This window comes from Flavobacterium sp. GNP002, from assembly GCF_054343795.1.
The window spans coordinates 2,822,144-2,844,570 of record NZ_JBTGUW010000001.1; the positions used below are offsets into that span (position 1 = coordinate 2,822,144).

The 22,427-nt window shown below is 40.8% G+C and carries 1 protein-coding gene; it reads right to left on the reverse strand.

The genetic code is table 11. The annotated features are described in order from the left end of the window. Positions 1 to 115: 115 nt before the first annotated feature. Positions 116 to 22,426, reverse strand: coding sequence for a CLIPPER-2 domain-containing protein (locus tag ACXX80_RS12290; protein WP_458553447.1), 22,311 nt, complete (start codon positions 22,424 to 22,426; stop codon positions 116 to 118). Position 22,427: the final 1 nt, after the last annotated feature.

The following is a 22,427-nucleotide window of genomic DNA, read 5'->3' on the forward strand; positions in this document are numbered from 1 at the left end:
GAAAGACATACAATTCCGATTAGAATAATGTTATTAGTACTAAATGTATTAGCTAATTCTATATTTTAATCCTGAGGAAAATTTAGTAATCCTCAGGATTTAAAATTAGTTAAAATTATTTGGCAAGGTATAAGTACCCGTCCTTTTTATTAGTTTGAATATCACCATTTCCATCAACGGAAGTGTAATTTAAAATGTAGAAATACGTTCCAGTTGGTAAACCAGTCGATTGGCTAATAGTTGTTCTTCCACGAGAGATACCTTCGAAATTATTACTCTGGTTGTTATAGTTTTTAGTTTCAAAAACTAATACACCCCAGCGGTTATAAATTTCAACTGTATTCTCAGGATAACAAGAAGTATCACCAATGTTATCAATTGTAAATACATCATTTATTCCGTCTCCATTTGGAGAGAAGGCATTATGAACTAGAATTGTTCCACAACCTAATACTAGAGACTTTTCAACATCTACAGAGTCTGAAGCGCTGATACTAGTGTTATTTGGTGTAAATCCATTTGCAGTAGCAGTATTAGTAACAATATTATTTACTAGATCAATTTTAGTTATCGTATAGTTTTCGTTAAATAGTTGAGAACGACCAGGCGCTAAGCTCGCTATAGTTGTACTCAATCCAGTTAATGGGTCAGTTACTAGTATTTGATACAAAGTTACAGTACCCGTGTTTTTCACTTCGATAGTATAACTAATTACATCTCCTGCTAAACTATAACCATCTGTCGAAGCGGTTTTAATAACTTCTAATTTTGCACTTTGTACTAATGGAGTAGTAGTAGCCGTATCATTTTCTACAGTAGTTCCAGAAATATCTTTCACATCTTTTCCGTTAGGATCTTTACCAGTTGCTAGAGCCGAGTTAGTCACTTTACCACCATCAACATCAGCTTGAGTAAGGATATATGTTCCAGTTACTGTTGCATTTGCTCCAGCTAGGAGAGAAGCGATTGGGCTATTCGTGATAGTCAATCCTGGCATTGGATCGGCAATAGCGATATTAGTAACTGTTACATTTCCAGTGTTTGTTATTGTGAAACTATAATTGATTTTTTCACCCGCTTGAGCAAAACCATCATTATTAGTGTCAGCAAACACGCCTTTTTTCACCAAGACAATACTTCCTTTTTGCGTTAGCGGAGTGTCAGTAGATGTGTTGTTATCAACTGAAGTACCAGAGATATCTGTTACGTCATTTCCTTTTGGATCTTGAGCCGTAGCTAAAGCCGTGTTGACTACTTTACCCGCATCGATATCTGCCTGAGTAATGGTGTACGTTCCTTTGATAGTGGCATTAGAAGCGCCTACTGCAAGAGTTGCAATTGGGTTTCCAGTAATGGTTAAACCTACCATTGGATCGGTTACTACTACATTCGTAAGCGAAGTATTTCCAGTATTGGTTACTGCAAAAGTATACGTAATTACATCACCCACTTTACCCGTTCCACTCACTGTTGCTGTTTTCACAAGAGCAATACTTGGATTTTGCGTTAGCGGAGTGTCAGTAGGGGTGTTGTTATCAACTGAAGTACCAGAGATATCTGTTACGTCATTTTCTTTTGGATCTTGAGCCGTAGCTAAAGCCGTGTTGACTACTTTACCCGCATCGATATCTGCCTGAGTAATGGTGTACGTTCCTTTGATAGTGGCATTAGAAGCGCCTACTGCAAGAGTTGCAATTGGGTTTCCAGTAATGGTTAAACCTACCATTGGATCGGTTACTACTACATTCGTAAGCGAAGTATTTCCAGTATTGGTTACTGCAAAAGTATACGTGATTACATCACCCACTTTACCCGTTCCACTCACTGTTGCTGTTTTCACAAGAGCAATACTTGGATTTTGCGTTAGCGGAGTGTCAGTAGATGTGTTGTTATCAACTGAAGTACCAGAGATATCTGTTACGTCATTTTCTTTTGGATCTTGAGCCGTAGCTAAAGCCGTGTTGACTACTTTACCCGCATCGATATCTGCCTGAGTAATGGTGTACGTTCCTTTGATAGTGGCATTAGAAGCGCCTACTGCAAGAGTTGCAATTGGGTTTCCAGTAATGGTTAAACCTACCATTGGATCGGTTACTACTACATTCGTAAGTGAAGTATTTCCAGTATTGGTTACTGCAAAAGTATACGTAATTACATCACCCACTTTACCTGTTCCACTCACTGTTGCTGTTTTCACAAGAGCAATACTTGGATTTTGCGTTAGCGGAGTGTCAGTAGGGGTGTTGTTATCAACTGAAGTACCAGAGATATCTGTTACGTCATTTTCTTTTGGATCTTGAGCCGTAGCTAAAGCCGTGTTGACTACTTTACCCGCATCGATATCGGCCTGAGTAATGGTGTACGTTCCTTTGATAGTGGCATTAGAAGCGCCTACTGCAAGAGTTGCAATTGGGTTTCCAGTAATGGTTAAACCTACCATTGGATCGGTTACTACTACATTCGTAAGTGAAGTATTTCCAGTATTGGTTACTGCAAAAGTATACGTAATTACATCACCCACTTTACCCGTTCCACTCACTGTTGCTGTTTTCACAAGAGCAATACTTGGATTTTGCGTTAGCGGAGTGTCAGTAGGGGTGTTGTTATCAACTGAAGTACCAGAGATATCTGTTACGTCATTTTCTTTTGGATCTTGAGCCGTAGCTAAAGCCGTGTTGACTACTTTACCCGCATCGATATCTGCCTGAGTAATGGTGTACGTTCCTTTGATAGTGGCATTAGAAGCGCCTACTGCAAGAGTTGCAATTGGGTTTCCAGTAATGGTTAAACCTACCATTGGATCGGTTACTACTACATTCGTAAGCGAAGTATTTCCAGTATTGGTTACTGCAAAAGTATACGTGATTACATCACCCACTTTACCCGTTCCACTCACTGTTGCTGTTTTCACAAGAGCAATACTTGGATTTTGCGTTAGCGGAGTGTCAGTAGGGGTGTTGTTATCAACTGAAGTACCAGAGATATCTGTTACGTCATTTTCTTTTGGATCTTGAGCCGTAGCTAAAGCCGTGTTGACTACTTTACCCGCATCGATATCTGCCTGAGTAATGGTGTACGTTCCTTTGATAGTGGCATTAGAAGCGCCTACTGCAAGAGTTGCAATTGGGTTTCCAGTAATGGTTAAACCTACCATTGGATCGGTTACTACTACATTCGTAAGCGAAGTATTTCCAGTATTGGTTACTGCAAAAGTATACGTAATCACATCACCCACTTTACCCGTTCCACTCACTGTTGCTGTTTTCACAAGAGCAATACTTGGATTTTGCGTTAGCGGAGTGTCAGTAGGGGTGTTGTTATCAACTGAAGTACCAGAGATATCTGTTACGTCATTTTCTTTTGGATCTTGAGCCGTAGCTAAAGCCGTGTTGACTACTTTACCCGCATCGATATCTGCCTGAGTAATGGTGTACGTTCCTTTGATAGTGGCATTAGAAGCGCCTACTGCAAGAGTTGCAATTGGGTTTCCAGTAATGGTTAAACCTACCATTGGATCGGTTACTACTACATTCGTAAGTGAAGTATTTCCAGTATTGGTTACTGCAAAAGTATACGTGATTACATCACCCACTTTACCCGTTCCACTCACTGTTGCTGTTTTCACAAGAGCAATACTTGGATTTTGCGTTAGCGGAGTGTCAGTAGGGGTGTTGTTATCAACTGAAGTACCAGAGATATCTGTTACGTCATTTTCTTTTGGATCTTGAGCCGTAGCTAAAGCCGTGTTGACTACTTTACCCGCATCGATATCGGCCTGAGTAATGGTGTACGTTCCTTTGATGGTGGCATTAGAAGCGCCTACTGCAAGAGTTGCAATTGGGTTTCCAGTAATGGTTAAACCTACCATTGGATCGGTTACTACTACATTCGTAAGTGAAGTATTTCCAGTATTGGTTACTGCAAAAGTATACGTAATTACATCACCCACTTTACCCGTTCCACTCACTGTTGCTGTTTTCACAAGAGCAATACTTGGATTTTGCGTTAGCGGAGTGTCAGTAGGGGTGTTGTTATCAACTGAAGTACCAGAGATATCTGTTACGTCATTTTCTTTTGGATCTTGAGCCGTAGCTAAAGCCGTGTTGACTACTTTACCCGCATCGATATCGGCCTGAGTAATGGTGTACGTTCCTTTGATAGTGGCATTAGAAGCGCCTACTGCAAGAGTTGCAATTGGGTTTCCAGTAATGGTTAAACCTACCATTGGATCGGTTACTACTACATTCGTAAGTGAAGTATTTCCAGTATTGGTTACTGCAAAAGTATACGTAATTACATCACCCACTTTACCCGTTCCACTCACTGTTGCTGTTTTCACAAGAGCAATACTTGGATTTTGCGTTAGCGGAGTGTCAGTAGGGGTGTTGTTATCAACTGAAGTACCAGAGATATCTGTTACGTCATTTTCTTTTGGATCTTGAGCCGTAGCTAAAGCCGTGTTGACTACTTTACCCGCATCGATATCTGCCTGAGTAATGGTGTACGTTCCTTTGATAGTGGCATTAGAAGCGCCTACTGCAAGAGTTGCAATTGGGTTTCCAGTAATGGTTAAACCTACCATTGGATCGGTTACTACTACATTCGTAAGTGAAGTATTTCCAGTATTGGTTACTGCAAAAGTATACGTAATTACATCACCCACTTTACCCGTTCCACTCACTGTTGCTGTTTTCACAAGAGCAATACTTGGATTTTGCGTTAGCGGAGTGTCAGTAGGGGTGTTGTTATCAACTGAAGTACCAGAGATATCTGTTACGTCATTTTCTTTTGGATCTTGAGCCGTAGCTAAAGCCGTGTTGACTACTTTACCCGCATCGATATCGGCCTGAGTAATGGTGTACGTTCCTTTGATAGTGGCATTAGAAGCGCCTACTGCAAGAGTTGCAATTGGGTTTCCAGTAATGGTTAAACCTACCATTGGATCGGTTACTACTACATTCGTAAGTGAAGTATTTCCAGTATTGGTTACTGCAAAAGTATACGTAATTACATCACCCACTTTACCCGTTCCACTCACTGTTGCTGTTTTCACAAGAGCAATACTTGGATTTTGCGTTAGCGGAGTGTCAGTAGATGTGTTGTTATCAACTGAAGTACCAGAGATATCTGTTACGTCATTTTCTTTTGGATCTTGAGCCGTAGCTAAAGCCGTGTTGACTACTTTACCCGCATCGATATCTGCCTGAGTAATGGTGTACGTTCCTTTGATAGTGGCATTAGAAGCGCCTACTGCAAGAGTTGCAATTGGGTTTCCAGTAATGGTTAAACCTACCATTGGATCGGTTACTACTACATTCGTAAGTGAAGTATTTCCAGTATTGGTTACTGCAAAAGTATACGTAATCACATCACCCACTTTACCCGTTCCACTCACTGTTGCTGTTTTCACAAGAGCAATACTTGGATTTTGCGTTAGCGGAGTGTCAGTAGATGTGTTGTTATCAACTGAAGTACCAGAGATATCTGTTACGTCATTTTCTTTTGGATCTTGAGCCGTAGCTAAAGCCGTGTTGACTACTTTACCCGCATCGATATCGGCCTGAGTAATGGTGTACGTTCCTTTGATAGTGGCATTAGAAGCGCCTACTGCAAGAGTTGCAATTGGGTTTCCAGTAATGGTTAAACCTACCATTGGATCGGTTACTACTACATTCGTAAGTGAAGTATTTCCAGTATTGGTTACTGCAAAAGTATACGTAATTACATCACCCACTTTACCCGTTCCACTCACTGTTGCTGTTTTCACAAGAGCAATACTTGGATTTTGCGTTAGCGGAGTGTCAGTAGATGTGTTGTTATCAACTGAAGTACCAGAGATATCTGTTACGTCATTTTCTTTTGGATCTTGAGCCGTAGCTAAAGCCGTGTTGACTACTTTACCCGCATCGATATCGGCCTGAGTAATGGTGTACGTTCCTTTGATAGTGGCATTAGAAGCGCCTACTGCAAGAGTTGCAATTGGGTTTCCAGTAATGGTTAAACCTACCATTGGATCGGTTACTACTACATTCGTAAGCGAAGTATTTCCAGTATTGGTTACTGCAAAAGTATACGTAATTACATCACCCACTTTACCCGTTCCACTCACTGTTGCTGTTTTCACAAGAGCAATACTTGGATTTTGCGTTAGTGGAGTGTCAGTAGATGTGTTGTTATCAACTGAAGTACCAGAGATATCTGTTACGTCATTTTCTTTTGGATCTTGAGCCGTAGCTAAAGCCGTGTTGACTACTTTACCCACATCGATATCGGCCTGAGTAATGGTGTACGTTCCTTTGATAGTGGCATTAGAAGCGCCTACTGCAAGAGTTGCAATTGGGTTTCCAGTAATGGTTAAACCTACCATTGGATCGGTTACTACTACATTCGTAAGTGAAGTATTTCCAGTATTGGTTACTGCAAAAATATACGTAATCACATCACCCACTTTACCCGTTCCACTCACTGTTGCTGTTTTCACAAGAGCAATACTTGGATTTTGCGTTAGCGGAGTGTCAGTAGATGTGTTGTTATCAACTGAAGTACCAGAGATATCTGTTACGTCATTTTCTTTTGGATCTTGAGCCGTAGCTAAAGCCGTGTTGACTACTTTACCCGCATCGATATCTGCCTGAGTAATGGTGTACGTTCCTTTGATAGTGGCATTAGAAGCGCCTACTGCAAGAGTTGCAATTGGGTTTCCAGTAATGGTTAAACCTACCATTGGATCGGTTACTACTACATTCGTAAGCGAAGTATTTCCAGTATTGGTTACTGCAAAAGTATACGTGATTACATCACCCACTTTACCCGTTCCACTCACTGTTGCTGTTTTCACAAGAGCAATACTTGGATTTTGCGTTAGCGGAGTGTCAGTAGATGTGTTGTTATCAACTGAAGTACCAGAGATATCTGTTACGTCATTTTCTTTTGGATCTTGAGCCGTAGCTAAAGCCGTGTTGACTACTTTACCCGCATCGATATCTGCCTGAGTAATGGTGTACGTTCCTTTGATAGTGGCATTAGAAGCGCCTACTGCAAGAGTTGCAATTGGGTTTCCAGTAATGGTTAAACCTACCATTGGATCGGTTACTACTACATTCGTAAGTGAAGTATTTCCAGTATTGGTTACTGCAAAAGTATACGTAATCACATCACCCACTTTACCCGTTCCACTCACTGTTGCTGTTTTCACAAGAGCAATACTTGGATTTTGCGTTAGCGGAGTGTCAGTAGGGGTGTTGTTATCAACTGAAGTACCAGAGATATCTGTTACGTCATTTCCTTTTGGATCTTGAGCCGTAGCTAAAGCCGTGTTGACTACTTTACCCGCATCGATATCTGCCTGAGTAATGGTGTACGTTCCTTTGATAGTGGCATTAGAAGCGCCTACTGCAAGAGTTGCAATTGGGTTTCCAGTAATGGTTAAACCTACCATTGGATCGGTTACTACTACATTCGTAAGTGAAGTATTTCCAGTATTGGTTACTGCAAAAGTATACGTGATTACATCACCCACTTTACCCGTTCCACTCACTGTTGCTGTTTTCACAAGAGCAATACTTGGATTTTGCGTTAGCGGAGTGTCAGTAGGGGTGTTGTTATCAACTGAAGTACCAGAGATATCTGTTACGTCATTTCCTTTTGGATCTTGAGCCGTAGCTAAAGCCGTGTTGACTACTTTACCCGCATCGATATCTGCCTGAGTAATGGTGTACGTTCCTTTGATAGTGGCATTAGAAGCGCCTACTGCAAGAGTTGCAATTGGGTTTCCAGTAATGGTTAAACCTACCATTGGATCGGTTACTACTACATTCGTAAGTGAAGTATTTCCAGTATTGGTTACTGCAAAAGTATACGTAATCACATCACCCACTTTACCCGTTCCACTCACTGTTGCTGTTTTCACAAGAGCAATACTTGGATTTTGCGTTAGCGGAGTGTCAGTAGGGGTGTTGTTATCAACTGAAGTACCAGAGATATCTGTTACGTCATTTTCTTTTGGATCTTGAGCCGTAGCTAAAGCCGTGTTGACTACTTTACCCGCATCGATATCTGCCTGAGTAATGGTGTACGTTCCTTTGATAGTGGCATTAGAAGCGCCTACTGCAAGAGTTGCAATTGGGTTTCCAGTAATGGTTAAACCTACCATTGGATCGGTTACTACTACATTCGTAAGTGAAGTATTTCCAGTATTGGTTACTGCAAAAGTATACGTGATTACATCACCCACTTTACCCGTTCCACTCACTGTTGCTGTTTTCACAAGAGCAATACTTGGATTTTGCGTTAGCGGAGTGTCAGTAGGGGTGTTGTTATCAACTGAAGTACCAGAGATATCTGTTACGTCATTTTCTTTTGGATCTTGAGCCGTAGCTAAAGCCGTGTTGACTACTTTACCCGCATCGATATCGGCCTGAGTAATGGTGTACGTTCCTTTGATAGTGGCATTAGAAGCGCCTACTGCAAGAGTTGCAATTGGGTTTCCAGTAATGGTTAAACCTACCATTGGATCGGTTACTACTACATTCGTAAGCGAAGTATTTCCAGTATTGGTTACTGCAAAAGTATACGTGATTACATCACCCACTTTACCCGTTCCACTCACTGTTGCTGTTTTCACAAGAGCAATACTTGGATTTTGCGTTAGCGGAGTGTCAGTAGATGTGTTGTTATCAACTGAAGTACCAGAGATATCTGTTACGTCATTTCCTTTTGGATCTTGAGCCGTAGCTAAAGCCGTGTTGACTACTTTACCCGCATCGATATCGGCCTGAGTAATGGTGTACGTTCCTTTGATAGTAGCATTAGAAGCGCCTACTGCAAGAGTTGCAATTGGGTTTCCAGTAATGGTTAAACCTACCATTGGATCGGTTACTACTACATTCGTAAGTGAAGTATTTCCAGTATTGGTTACTGCAAAAGTATACGTAATTACATCACCCACTTTACCCGTTCCACTCACTGTTGCTGTTTTCACAAGAGCAATACTTGGATTTTGCGTTAGCGGAGTGTCAGTAGGGGTGTTGTTATCAACTGAAGTACCAGAGATATCTGTTACGTCATTTCCTTTTGGATCTTGAGCCGTAGCTAAAGCCGTGTTGACTACTTTACCCGCATCGATATCGGCCTGAGTAATGGTGTACGTTCCTTTGATAGTGGCATTAGAAGCGCCTACTGCAAGAGTTGCAATTGGGTTTCCAGTAATGGTTAAACCTACCATTGGATCGGTTACTACTACATTCGTAAGTGAAGTATTTCCAGTATTGGTTACTGCAAAAGTATACGTAATTACATCACCCACTTTACCCGTTCCACTCACTGTTGCTGTTTTCACAAGAGCAATACTTGGATTTTGCGTTAGCGGAGTGTCAGTAGGGGTGTTGTTATCAACTGAAGTACCAGAGATATCTGTTACGTCATTTCCTTTTGGATCTTGAGCCGTAGCTAAAGCCGTGTTGACTACTTTACCCGCATCGATATCGGCCTGAGTAATGGTGTACGTTCCTTTGATAGTGGCATTAGAAGCGCCTACTGCAAGAGTTGCAATTGGGTTTCCAGTAATGGTTAAACCTACCATTGGATCGGTTACTACTACATTCGTAAGTGAAGTATTTCCAGTATTGGTTACTGCAAAAATATACGTAATCACATCACCCACTTTACCCGTTCCACTCACTGTTGCTGTTTTCACAAGAGCAATACTTGGATTTTGCGTTAGCGGAGTGTCAGTAGATGTGTTGTTATCAACTGAAGTACCAGAGATATCTGTTACGTCATTTCCTTTTGGATCTTGAGCCGTAGCTAAAGCCGTGTTGACTACTTTACCCGCATCGATATCGGCCTGAGTAATGGTGTACGTTCCTTTGATAGTGGCATTAGAAGCGCCTACTGCAAGAGTTGCAATTGGGTTTCCAGTAATGGTTAAACCTACCATTGGATCGGTTACTACTACATTCGTAAGTGAAGTATTTCCAGTATTGGTTACTGCAAAAGTATACGTAATCACATCACCCACTTTACCCGTTCCACTCACTGTTGCTGTTTTCACAAGAGCAATACTTGGATTTTGCGTTAGCGGAGTGTCAGTAGATGTGTTGTTATCAACTGAAGTACCAGAGATATCTGTTACGTCATTTCCTTTTGGATCTTGAGCCGTAGCTAAAGCCGTGTTGACTACTTTACCCGCATCGATATCGGCCTGAGTAATGGTGTACGTTCCTTTGATAGTGGCATTAGAAGCGCCTACTGCAAGAGTTGCAATTGGGTTTCCAGTAATGGTTAAACCTACCATTGGATCGGTTACTACTACATTCGTAAGTGAAGTATTTCCAGTATTGGTTACTGCAAAAATATACGTAATCACATCACCCACTTTACCCGTTCCACTCACTGTTGCTGTTTTCACAAGAGCAATACTTGGATTTTGCGTTAGCGGAGTGTCAGTAGATGTGTTGTTATCAACTGAAGTACCAGAGATATCTGTTACGTCATTTTCTTTTGGATCTTGAGCCGTAGCTAAAGCCGTGTTGACTACTTTACCCGCATCGATATCGGCCTGAGTAATGGTGTACGTTCCTTTGATAGTGGCATTAGAAGCGCCTACTGCAAGAGTTGCAATTGGGTTTCCAGTAATGGTTAAACCTACCATTGGATCGGTTACTACTACATTCGTAAGTGAAGTATTTCCAGTATTGGTTACTGCAAAAATATACGTAATCACATCACCCACTTTACCCGTTCCACTCACTGTTGCTGTTTTCACAAGAGCAATACTTGGATTTTGCGTTAGCGGAGTGTCAGTAGATGTGTTGTTATCAACTGAAGTACCAGAGATATCTGTTACGTCATTTTCTTTTGGATCTTGAGCCGTAGCTAAAGCCGTGTTGACTACTTTACCCGCATCGATATCTGCCTGAGTAATGGTGTACGTTCCTTTGATAGTGGCATTAGAAGCGCCTACTGCAAGAGTTGCAATTGGGTTTCCAGTAATGGTTAAACCTACCATTGGATCGGTTACTACTACATTCGTAAGCGAAGTATTTCCAGTATTGGTTACTGCAAAAGTATACGTGATTACATCACCCACTTTACCCGTTCCACTCACTGTTGCTGTTTTCACAAGAGCAATACTTGGATTTTGCGTTAGCGGAGTGTCAGTAGATGTGTTGTTATCAACTGAAGTACCAGAGATATCTGTTACGTCATTTTCTTTTGGATCTTGAGCCGTAGCTAAAGCCGTGTTGACTACTTTACCCGCATCGATATCTGCCTGAGTAATGGTGTACGTTCCTTTGATAGTGGCATTAGAAGCGCCTACTGCAAGAGTTGCAATTGGGTTTCCAGTAATGGTTAAACCTACCATTGGATCGGTTACTACTACATTCGTAAGTGAAGTATTTCCAGTATTGGTTACTGCAAAAGTATACGTAATCACATCACCCACTTTACCCGTTCCACTCACTGTTGCTGTTTTCACAAGAGCAATACTTGGATTTTGCGTTAGCGGAGTGTCAGTAGGGGTGTTGTTATCAACTGAAGTACCAGAGATATCTGTTACGTCATTTCCTTTTGGATCTTGAGCCGTAGCTAAAGCCGTGTTGACTACTTTACCCGCATCGATATCTGCCTGAGTAATGGTGTACGTTCCTTTGATAGTGGCATTAGAAGCGCCTACTGCAAGAGTTGCAATTGGGTTTCCAGTAATGGTTAAACCTACCATTGGATCGGTTACTACTACATTCGTAAGTGAAGTATTTCCAGTATTGGTTACTGCAAAAGTATACGTGATTACATCACCCACTTTACCCGTTCCACTCACTGTTGCTGTTTTCACAAGAGCAATACTTGGATTTTGCGTTAGCGGAGTGTCAGTAGGGGTGTTGTTATCAACTGAAGTACCAGAGATATCTGTTACGTCATTTCCTTTTGGATCTTGAGCCGTAGCTAAAGCCGTGTTGACTACTTTACCCGCATCGATATCTGCCTGAGTAATGGTGTACGTTCCTTTGATAGTGGCATTAGAAGCGCCTACTGCAAGAGTTGCAATTGGGTTTCCAGTAATGGTTAAACCTACCATTGGATCGGTTACTACTACATTCGTAAGTGAAGTATTTCCAGTATTGGTTACTGCAAAAGTATACGTAATCACATCACCCACTTTACCCGTTCCACTCACTGTTGCTGTTTTCACAAGAGCAATACTTGGATTTTGCGTTAGCGGAGTGTCAGTAGATGTGTTGTTATCAACTGAAGTACCAGAGATATCTGTTACGTCATTTTCTTTTGGATCTTGAGCCGTAGCTAAAGCCGTGTTGACTACTTTACCCGCATCGATATCTGCCTGAGTAATGGTGTACGTTCCTTTGATAGTGGCATTAGAAGCGCCTACTGCAAGAGTTGCAATTGGGTTTCCAGTAATGGTTAAACCTACCATTGGATCGGTTACTACTACATTCGTAAGTGAAGTATTTCCAGTATTGGTTACTGCAAAAGTATACGTAATTACATCACCCACTTTACCCGTTCCACTCACTGTTGCTGTTTTCACAAGAGCAATACTTGGATTTTGCGTTAGCGGAGTGTCAGTAGGGGTGTTGTTATCAACTGAAGTACCAGAGATATCTGTTACGTCATTTTCTTTTGGATCTTGAGCCGTAGCTAAAGCCGTGTTGACTACTTTACCCGCATCGATATCTGCCTGAGTAATGGTGTACGTTCCTTTGATAGTGGCATTAGAAGCGCCTACTGCAAGAGTTGCAATTGGGTTTCCAGTAATGGTTAAACCTACCATTGGATCGGTTACTACTACATTCGTAAGCGAAGTATTTCCAGTATTGGTTACTGCAAAAGTATACGTGATTACATCACCCACTTTACCCGTTCCACTCACTGTTGCTGTTTTCACAAGAGCAATACTTGGATTTTGCGTTAGCGGAGTGTCAGTAGATGTGTTGTTATCAACTGAAGTACCAGAGATATCTGTTACGTCATTTTCTTTTGGATCTTGAGCCGTAGCTAAAGCCGTGTTGACTACTTTACCCGCATCGATATCGGCCTGAGTAATGGTGTACGTTCCTTTGATAGTGGCATTAGAAGCGCCTACTGCAAGAGTTGCAATTGGGTTTCCAGTAATGGTTAAACCTACCATTGGATCGGTTACTACTACATTCGTAAGTGAAGTATTTCCAGTATTGGTTACTGCAAAAGTATACGTAATTACATCACCCACTTTACCCGTTCCACTCACTGTTGCTGTTTTCACAAGAGCAATACTTGGATTTTGCGTTAGCGGAGTGTCAGTAGGGGTGTTGTTATCAACTGAAGTACCAGAGATATCTGTTACGTCATTTTCTTTTGGATCTTGAGCCGTAGCTAAAGCCGTGTTGACTACTTTACCCGCATCGATATCGGCCTGAGTAATGGTGTACGTTCCTTTGATAGTGGCATTAGAAGCGCCTACTGCAAGAGTTGCAATTGGGTTTCCAGTAATGGTTAAACCTACCATTGGGTCGGTTACTACTACATTCGTAAGTGAAGTATTTCCAGTATTGGTTACTGCAAAAGTATACGTGATTACATCACCCACTTTACCCGTTCCACTCACTGTTGCTGTTTTCACAAGAGCAATACTTGGATTTTGCGTTAGCGGAGTGTCAGTAGGGGTGTTGTTATCAACTGAAGTACCAGAGATATCTGTTACGTCATTTTCTTTTGGATCTTGAGCCGTAGCTAAAGCCGTGTTGACTACTTTACCCGCATCGATATCTGCCTGAGTAATGGTGTACGTTCCTTTGATAGTGGCATTAGAAGCGCCTACTGCAAGAGTTGCAATTGGGTTTCCAGTAATGGTTAAACCTACCATTGGATCGGTTACTACTACATTCGTAAGTGAAGTATTTCCAGTATTGGTTACTGCAAAAGTATACGTGATTACATCACCCACTTTACCCGTTCCACTCACTGTTGCTGTTTTCACAAGAGCAATACTTGGATTTTGCGTTAGCGGAGTGTCAGTAGGGGTGTTGTTATCAACTGAAGTACCAGAGATATCTGTTACGTCATTTTCTTTTGGATCTTGAGCCGTAGCTAAAGCCGTGTTGACTACTTTACCCGCATCGATATCGGCCTGAGTAATGGTGTACGTTCCTTTGATAGTGGCATTAGAAGCGCCTACTGCAAGAGTTGCAATTGGGTTTCCAGTAATGGTTAAACCTACCATTGGATCGGTTACTACTACATTCGTAAGCGAAGTATTTCCAGTATTGGTTACTGCAAAAGTATACGTGATTACATCACCCACTTTACCCGTTCCACTCACTGTTGCTGTTTTCACAAGAGCAATACTTGGATTTTGCGTTAGCGGAGTGTCAGTAGGGGTGTTGTTATCAACTGAAGTACCAGAGATATCTGTTACGTCATTTCCTTTTGGATCTTGAGCCGTAGCTAAAGCCGTGTTGACTACTTTACCCGCATCGATATCGGCCTGAGTAATGGTGTACGTTCCTTTGATAGTGGCATTAGAAGCGCCTACTGCAAGAGTTGCAATTGGGTTTCCAGTAATGGTTAAACCTACCATTGGATCGGTTACTACTACATTCGTAAGTGAAGTATTTCCAGTATTGGTTACTGCAAAAGTATACGTAATTACATCACCCACTTTACCCGTTCCACTCACTGTTGCTGTTTTCACAAGAGCAATACTTGGATTTTGCGTTAGCGGAGTGTCAGTAGGGGTGTTGTTATCAACTGAAGTACCAGAGATATCTGTTACGTCATTTTCTTTTGGATCTTGAGCCGTAGCTAAAGCCGTGTTGACTACTTTACCCGCATCGATATCGGCCTGAGTAATGGTGTACGTTCCTTTGATAGTGGCATTAGAAGCGCCTACTGCAAGAGTTGCAATTGGGTTTCCAGTAATGGTTAAACCTACCATTGGATCGGTTACTACTACATTCGTAAGCGAAGTATTTCCAGTATTGGTTACTGCAAAAGTATACGTAATTACATCACCCACTTTACCCGTTCCACTCACTGTTGCTGTTTTCACAAGAGCAATACTTGGATTTTGCGTTAGCGGAGTGTCAGTAGATGTGTTGTTATCAACTGAAGTACCAGAGATATCTGTTACGTCATTTTCTTTTGGATCTTGAGCCGTAGCTAAAGCCGTGTTGACTACTTTACCCGCATCGATATCGGCCTGAGTAATGGTGTACGTTCCTTTGATAGTGGCATTAGAAGCGCCTACTGCAAGAGTTGCAATTGGGTTTCCAGTAATGGTTAAACCTACCATTGGATCGGTTACTACTACATTCGTAAGCGAAGTATTTCCAGTATTGGTTACTGCAAAAGTATACGTAATTACATCACCCACTTTACCCGTTCCACTCACTGTTGCTGTTTTCACAAGAGCAATACTTGGATTTTGCGTTAGTGGAGTGTCAGTAGATGTGTTGTTATCAACTGAAGTACCAGAGATATCTGTTACGTCATTTTCTTTTGGATCTTGAGCCGTAGCTAAAGCCGTGTTGACTACTTTACCCACATCGATATCGGCCTGAGTAATGGTGTACGTTCCTTTGATAGTGGCATTAGAAGCGCCTACTGCAAGAGTTGCAATTGGGTTTCCAGTAATGGTTAAACCTACCATTGGATCGGTTACTACTACATTCGTAAGTGAAGTATTTCCAGTATTGGTTACTGCAAAAATATACGTAATCACATCACCCACTTTACCCGTTCCACTCACTGTTGCTGTTTTCACAAGAGCAATACTTGGATTTTGCGTTAGCGGAGTGTCAGTAGGGGTGTTGTTATCAACTGAAGTACCAGAGATATCTGTTACGTCATTTTCTTTTGGATCTTGAGCCGTAGCTAAAGCCGTGTTGACTACTTTACCCGCATCGATATCTGCCTGAGTAATGGTGTACGTTCCTTTGATAGTGGCATTAGAAGCGCCTACTGCAAGAGTTGCAATTGGGTTTCCAGTAATGGTTAAACCTACCATTGGATCGGTTACTACTACATTCGTAAGTGAAGTATTTCCAGTATTGGTTACTGCAAAAGTATACGTAATTACATCACCCACTTTACCCGTTCCACTCACTGTTGCTGTTTTCACAAGAGCAATACCTGATTCTGTAACTGCATAAGTATAATTTGTGGTACAACCATTTTGGTCTTTAATTTCAACGCTATACGTGCCTTTTGCCAAATTAGTAAGATCTTTTGTTGTAGCACCATTTGACCATAAGTAGGTATATGGAGAAGTTCCTCCAGAAACAGTTTGCGTTATGGTGCCATTACTACATCCCACACAATTGCTATTATTTGTTACAATAGCTACTGAAGTAATTGCTGCTGCAGGTTGGGTAATAGTTACCGAAGCCGTAGCTTCACAACCATTGGCATCTTTCACTTTATAGGTATAGGTTCCAGCAGTTAAAGCAGTGATTGCAGGATTAGCAGCATCGTAGGTATAAGTACCCGTACCACCAGTTGTATTTAAAGTCACCGCTGTAGTACCACCAAAACATAAAATTGGAGCAGCCGTAGCTGTTAACACTACTTGAGTAGGAGCAGCACTAATAGTTACCGAAGCCGTAGCTTCACAACCATTGGCATCTTTCACTTTATAGTTATAGGTTCCAGCAGTTAAAGCAGTGATTGCAGGATTAGCAGCATCGTAAGTATAAGTTCCAGTACCACCAGTTGTATTTAAAATAACGCTAGTTGTACCACCAAAACATAAAATTGGAGTAGCTGTAGCTGTTAACACTACTTGAGTAGGAGCAGCACTAATAGTTACCGAAGCCGTAGCTTCACAACCATTGGCATCTTTCACTTTATAGGTGTAGGTTCCAGCAGTTAAAGCAGTGATTGCAGGATTAGCAGCATCGTAAGTATAAGTTCCAGTACCACCAGTTGTATTTAAAATAACGCTAGTTGTACCACCAAAACATAAAATTGGAGCAGCCGTAGCTGTTAACACTACTTGAGTAGGAGCAGCACTAATAGTTACCGAAGCCGTAGCTTCACAACCATTGGCATCTTTCACTTTATAGTTATAGGTTCCAGCAGTTAAAGCAGTGATTGCAGGATTAGCAGCATCGTAAGTATAAGTTCCAGTACCACCAGTTGTATTTAAAATAACGCTAGTTGTACCACCAAAACATAAAATTGGAGTAGCTGTAGCTGTTAACACTACTTGAGTAGGAGCAGCACTAATAGTTACCGAAGCCGTAGCTTCACAACCATTGGCATCTTTCACTTTATAGGTATAGGTTCCAGCAGTTAAAGCAGTGATTGCAGGATTAGCAGCATCGTAAGTATAAGTACCCGTACCACCAGTTGTATTTAAAATAACGCTAGTTGTACCACCAAAACATAAAATTGGAGTAGCTGTAGCTGTTAACACTACTTGAGTAGGAGCAGCACTAATAGTTACCGAAGCCGTAGCTTCACAACCATTGGCATCTTTCACTTTATAGTTATAGGTTCCAGCAGTTAAAGCAGAGATTGCAGGATTAGCAGCATCGTAAGTATAAGTTCCAGTACCACCAGTTGTATTTAAAGTCACCGCTGTAGTACCACCAAAACATAAAATTGGAGCAGCCGTAGCCGTTAACACTACTTGAGTAGGAGCAGCACTAATAGTTACCGAAGCCGTAGCTTCACAACCATTGGCATCTTTCACTTTATAGTTATAGGTTCCAGCAGTTAAAGCAGTGATTGCAGGATTAGCAGCATCGTAAGTATAAGTACCCGTACCACCAGTTGTATTTAAAATAACGCTAGTTGTACCACCAAAACATAAAATTGGAGCAGCTGTAGCCGTTAACACTACTTGAGCAGGAGCAGCACTAATAGTTACCGAAGCCGTAGCTTCACAACCATTGGCATCTTTCACTTTATAGGTATAGGTTCCAGCAGTTAAAGCAGTGATTGCAGGATTAGCAGCATCGTAAGTATAAGTACCCGTACCACCAGTTGTATTTAAAGTCACCGCTGTAGTACCACCAAAACATGAAATTGGAGTAGCTGTAGCTGTTAACACTACTTGAGTAGGAGCAGCACTAATAGTTACCGAAGCCGTAGCTTCACAACCATTGGCATCTTTCACTTTATAGGTATAGGTTCCAGCAGTTAAAGCAGTGATTGCAGGATTAGCAGCATCGTAAGTATAAGTACCCGTACCACCAGTTGTATTTAAAATAACGCTAGTTGTACCACCAAAACATAAAATTGGAGTAGCTGTAGCTGTTAACACTACTTGAGTAGGAGCAGCACTAATAGTTACCGAAGCCGTAGCTTCACAACCATTGGCATCTTTCACTTTATAGGTATAAGTTCCAGCAGTTAAAGCAGTGATTGCAGGATTAGCAGCATCGTAAGTATAAGCACCCGTACCACCAGTTGTATTTAAAGTCACCGTTGTAGTACCACCAAAACATAAAATTGGAGCAGCCGTAGCTGTTAACACTACTTGAGTAGGAGCAGCACTAATAGTTACCGAAGCCGTAGCTTCACAACCATTGGCATCTTTCACTTTATAGGTATAGGTTCCAGCAGTTAAAGCAGTGATTGCAGGATTAGCAGCATCGTAAGTATAAGTTCCAGTACCACCAGTTGTATTTAAAATAACGCTAGTTGTACCACCAAAACATAAAATTGGAGTAGCTGTAGCCGTTAACACTACTTGAGTAGGAGCAGCACTAATAGTTACCGAAGCCGTAGCTTCACAACCATTGGCATCTTTCACTTTATAGGTATAGGTTCCAGCAGTTAAAGCAGTGATTGCAGGATTAGCATCATCGTAAGTATAAGTTCCAGTACCACCAGTTGTATTTAAAATAACGCTAGTTGTACCACCAAAACATAAAATTGGAGTAGCTGTAGCTGTTAACACTACTTGAGTAGGAGCAGCACTAATAGTTACCGAAGCCGTAGCTTCACAACCATTGGCATCTTTCACTTTATAGGTATAGGTTCCAGCAGTTAAAGCAGTGATTGCAGGATTAGCAGCATCGTAAGTATAAGTACCCGTACCACCAGTTGTATTTAAAATAACGCTAGTTGTACCACCAAAACATAAAATTGGAGTAGCTGTAGCTGTTAACACTACTTGAGTAGGAGCAGCACTAATAGTTACCGAAGCCGTAGCTTCACAACCATTGGCATCTTTCACTTTATAGGTATAGGTTCCAGCAGTTAAAGCAGTGATTGCAGGATTAGCAGCATCGTAAGTATAAGTTCCAGTACCACCAGTTGTATTTAAAATAACGCTAGTTGTACCACCAAAACATAAAATTGGAGCAGCTGTAGCCGTTAACACTACTTGAGTAGGAGCAGCACTAATAGTTACCGAAGCCGTAGCTTCACAACCATTGGCATCTTTCACTTTATAGGTATAGGTTCCAGCAGTTAAAGCAGTGATTGCAGGATTAGCAGCATCGTAAGTATAAGTTCCAGTACCACCAGTTGTATTTAAAATAACGCTAGTTGTACCACCAAAACATAAAATTGGAGTAGCTGTAGCTGTTAACACTACTTGAGCAGGAGCAGCACTAATAGTTACCGAAGCCGTAGCTTCACAACCATTGGCATCTTTCACTTTATAGGTATACGTTCCAGCAGTTAAAGCAGTGATTGCAGGATTAGCAGCATCGTAGGTATAAGCACCCGTACCACCAGTTGTATTTAAAATAACGCTAGTTGTACCACCAAAACATAAAATTGGAGCAGCCGTAGCTGTTAACACTACTTGAGTAGGAGCAGCACTAATAGTTACCGAAGCCGTAGCTTCACAACCATTGGCATCTTTCACTTTATAGTTATAGGTTCCAGCAGTTAAAGCAGTGATTGCAGGATTAGCAGCATCGTAGGTATAAGTACCCGTACCACCAGTTGTATTTAAAGTCACCGCTGTAGTACCACCAAAACATGAAATTGGAGTAGCTGTAGCTGTTAACACTAATTGAGCAGGAGCAGCATTGATTGTAACTGACAATTGTGCAGACGAACAATTATTTTTATCTGAAACAGTCACTACATATACACCAGCTGATAAGTTATTGATATCTTCAGTTGTTGCACTGAATGGATTACCATCTTTTGTCCAAGTATACTTATATGGTGCAGTTCCACCAGTTGTATTAATATTAATACTTCCTGTTGCAGTTCCAAAACATTTTATTTCTGTTTTACTTGTAAGACTTAATGATGGTTTTCCATTAATAATTACTTTAAAAGCTTTTTTTGGACCGATACAAGAATTAGTTTGTCCTTCAGCAACATAATAAGTTACTTCTCCTACTGTATCTGTTAGCGGTATTATTGATGACTGCGCTGACGAAGTTAGACTTGTGTAATAATAAAGTGAAAAAGCAGGATTGGTAGGAACAGCTGTTAAAGCAATAGCCGTATCACCTACACAATATTGCACATCTGTAATTGTAGGGGTTGATGTAATACTTGTTACAGTAATTGTGAATTGAAAATAACAAGTATTACTTGCTCCGGCAGGAATCGCATAATAGGTTTTAGTGCCCACCGTGGCTGGGAATGGATTAGTAGATGTGTACTGATTCGTTTTTTCAAGTGAATCATAGAATGCTGATCCAGCGGGAAAAGCACCCGCTATGTCTGTAATAGGAATTGTATTTCCTTCTTTGCAAAATGTGAATGCAGTAACAGTAGGCGTAGCCTGACAATTGGCGACAATATAAGCATCAGCATCTATAGCGATTGACAAAGGAGTAGGTATTGCAGTTCCTTCGCAATTTCCACTAGTTGTATAACCTTGAATTAGCGCCTTATCTGCAATATTCACTAATGAATTATTTCCAGTACCACTCATTAGCCCAGTTACTAAAATATTGTTATCGCAGCTTGTATTTTTTAGTAATGCACAGTTTTCAGTTATCTTGAATTTAAATGTAAGTTCTGCTAAAACTGTATTTGGATTTGTAGGTAGTGGTAATGTGCCAATGTCCCAAACAATAGATCCATTTGCTCCAAGAGTAGGATCAAATGTCAAACTATTTGGCGTTGGTAACGGAATAAAATTAACAGTTTTTGTAGCGCTGTTAGCAACATAGGTTGCATTATATGGAACAGGAATTACAATTTTTGAATTCTTTATAATTTCGGTTCCTTTATTTTTAAATTGAACTTTATATCCTAATTCTTGCCCTGGTTGTGCAGTAAATGGACCAGCTCCTACGGCAGGAACACCATTGATTGTTGTAGTAGAAAGAACACCTTCCATTTCCGGAACATAGGCATCAACAGCCATTGCGAGAGCGAAAATTACATAGGTATCTTGAGCTGAACCATATTTGAAATTTGTTGAAGTCTGATTATTTCCTATAATACTATTATCAGTATTTGGAATTTTAAACATACTAATGTCCAGACCTGTATTGTTAATCAAGTTTGGATTTCTTACATTTCCACCCGTTTGAATGGAAGAGTTAAAGAAATTGTTGACAGTATTTCCGGTATGGTTAAGGTCTATAAAGGTAGTGGTATTTTTTTGTTGAATTTTAAAATAATCTCCAACGATACTACGATCCCCTTCACCTGCAATTACTCCTACTTTAATACCTACGTCACCTGTTTGCACAGCATTAAAACCAGAAACAGGAATGTTATAAGAATCAACACCTTGCTGAACATATGCGTGTCCATCAAAGACTGTGATGTCGCGGTTTTTCATGGCAGAATTTTCATAAATCACAATCATTGACCAACCACCGTAGTAGCCAGTACTTCCACCATTTCCTTCTACTAAAGCAATGTCAGCGGCAGTATATTGTCCAATACCACGATTTTTTACAAAATTGGTAACATCAGCATATGCTGAATACATCAATCCATCTGCTGTTGTTGGGTAATAAATTTCGTCATTACTCCCATTTTTGTTTGCTGAAATTGTGGTGTAACTACCGTCATTAGGACCTTTTAAATAAATTTTACTTTGATCAAAAGCCTTAGTAACGTTACCTTTAGTTACAGAAAAAGTTTTACTGCTTGTATTACTATTCGAAGATCTACCTGTCCAATACAAACCAGCAAATACAATATTGGAGCAATCAGAAGCTTTACCATCGTCCGTAGGTAAAACTAAGGTCGCAGAGGATGAATTCAAAGTGTTAACATCAGTGTCCACGTCAACATATACCATCGGAGCTGAGTTGTTACCATTTTCCGTGTAATTCTGTAAAGTTAAATTAGTGTTTCCCATCAGGGTAAAATCCCCTTTAACTTTATAGTTTTTTGTAAACGGAGCAGTAGTAGAAGCTCTTTGTGTAAAAGGGATTCTAACCTGAGCGTTTGCAGAAAATAAATTCCCAACTAAAACAGTAATAATTACTATTAAGTGAAGAAATTTGGAATTTAACGTTTTAAGGTATAGATTCTTCATA

What these genes read in the sequence shown, in the direction of transcription:
- ACXX80_RS12290 (WP_458553447.1), bottom strand. Translation starts at nt 22,426, where the DNA reads ATGAAGAATCTATACCTTAAAACGTTAAATTCCAAATTTCTTCACTTA.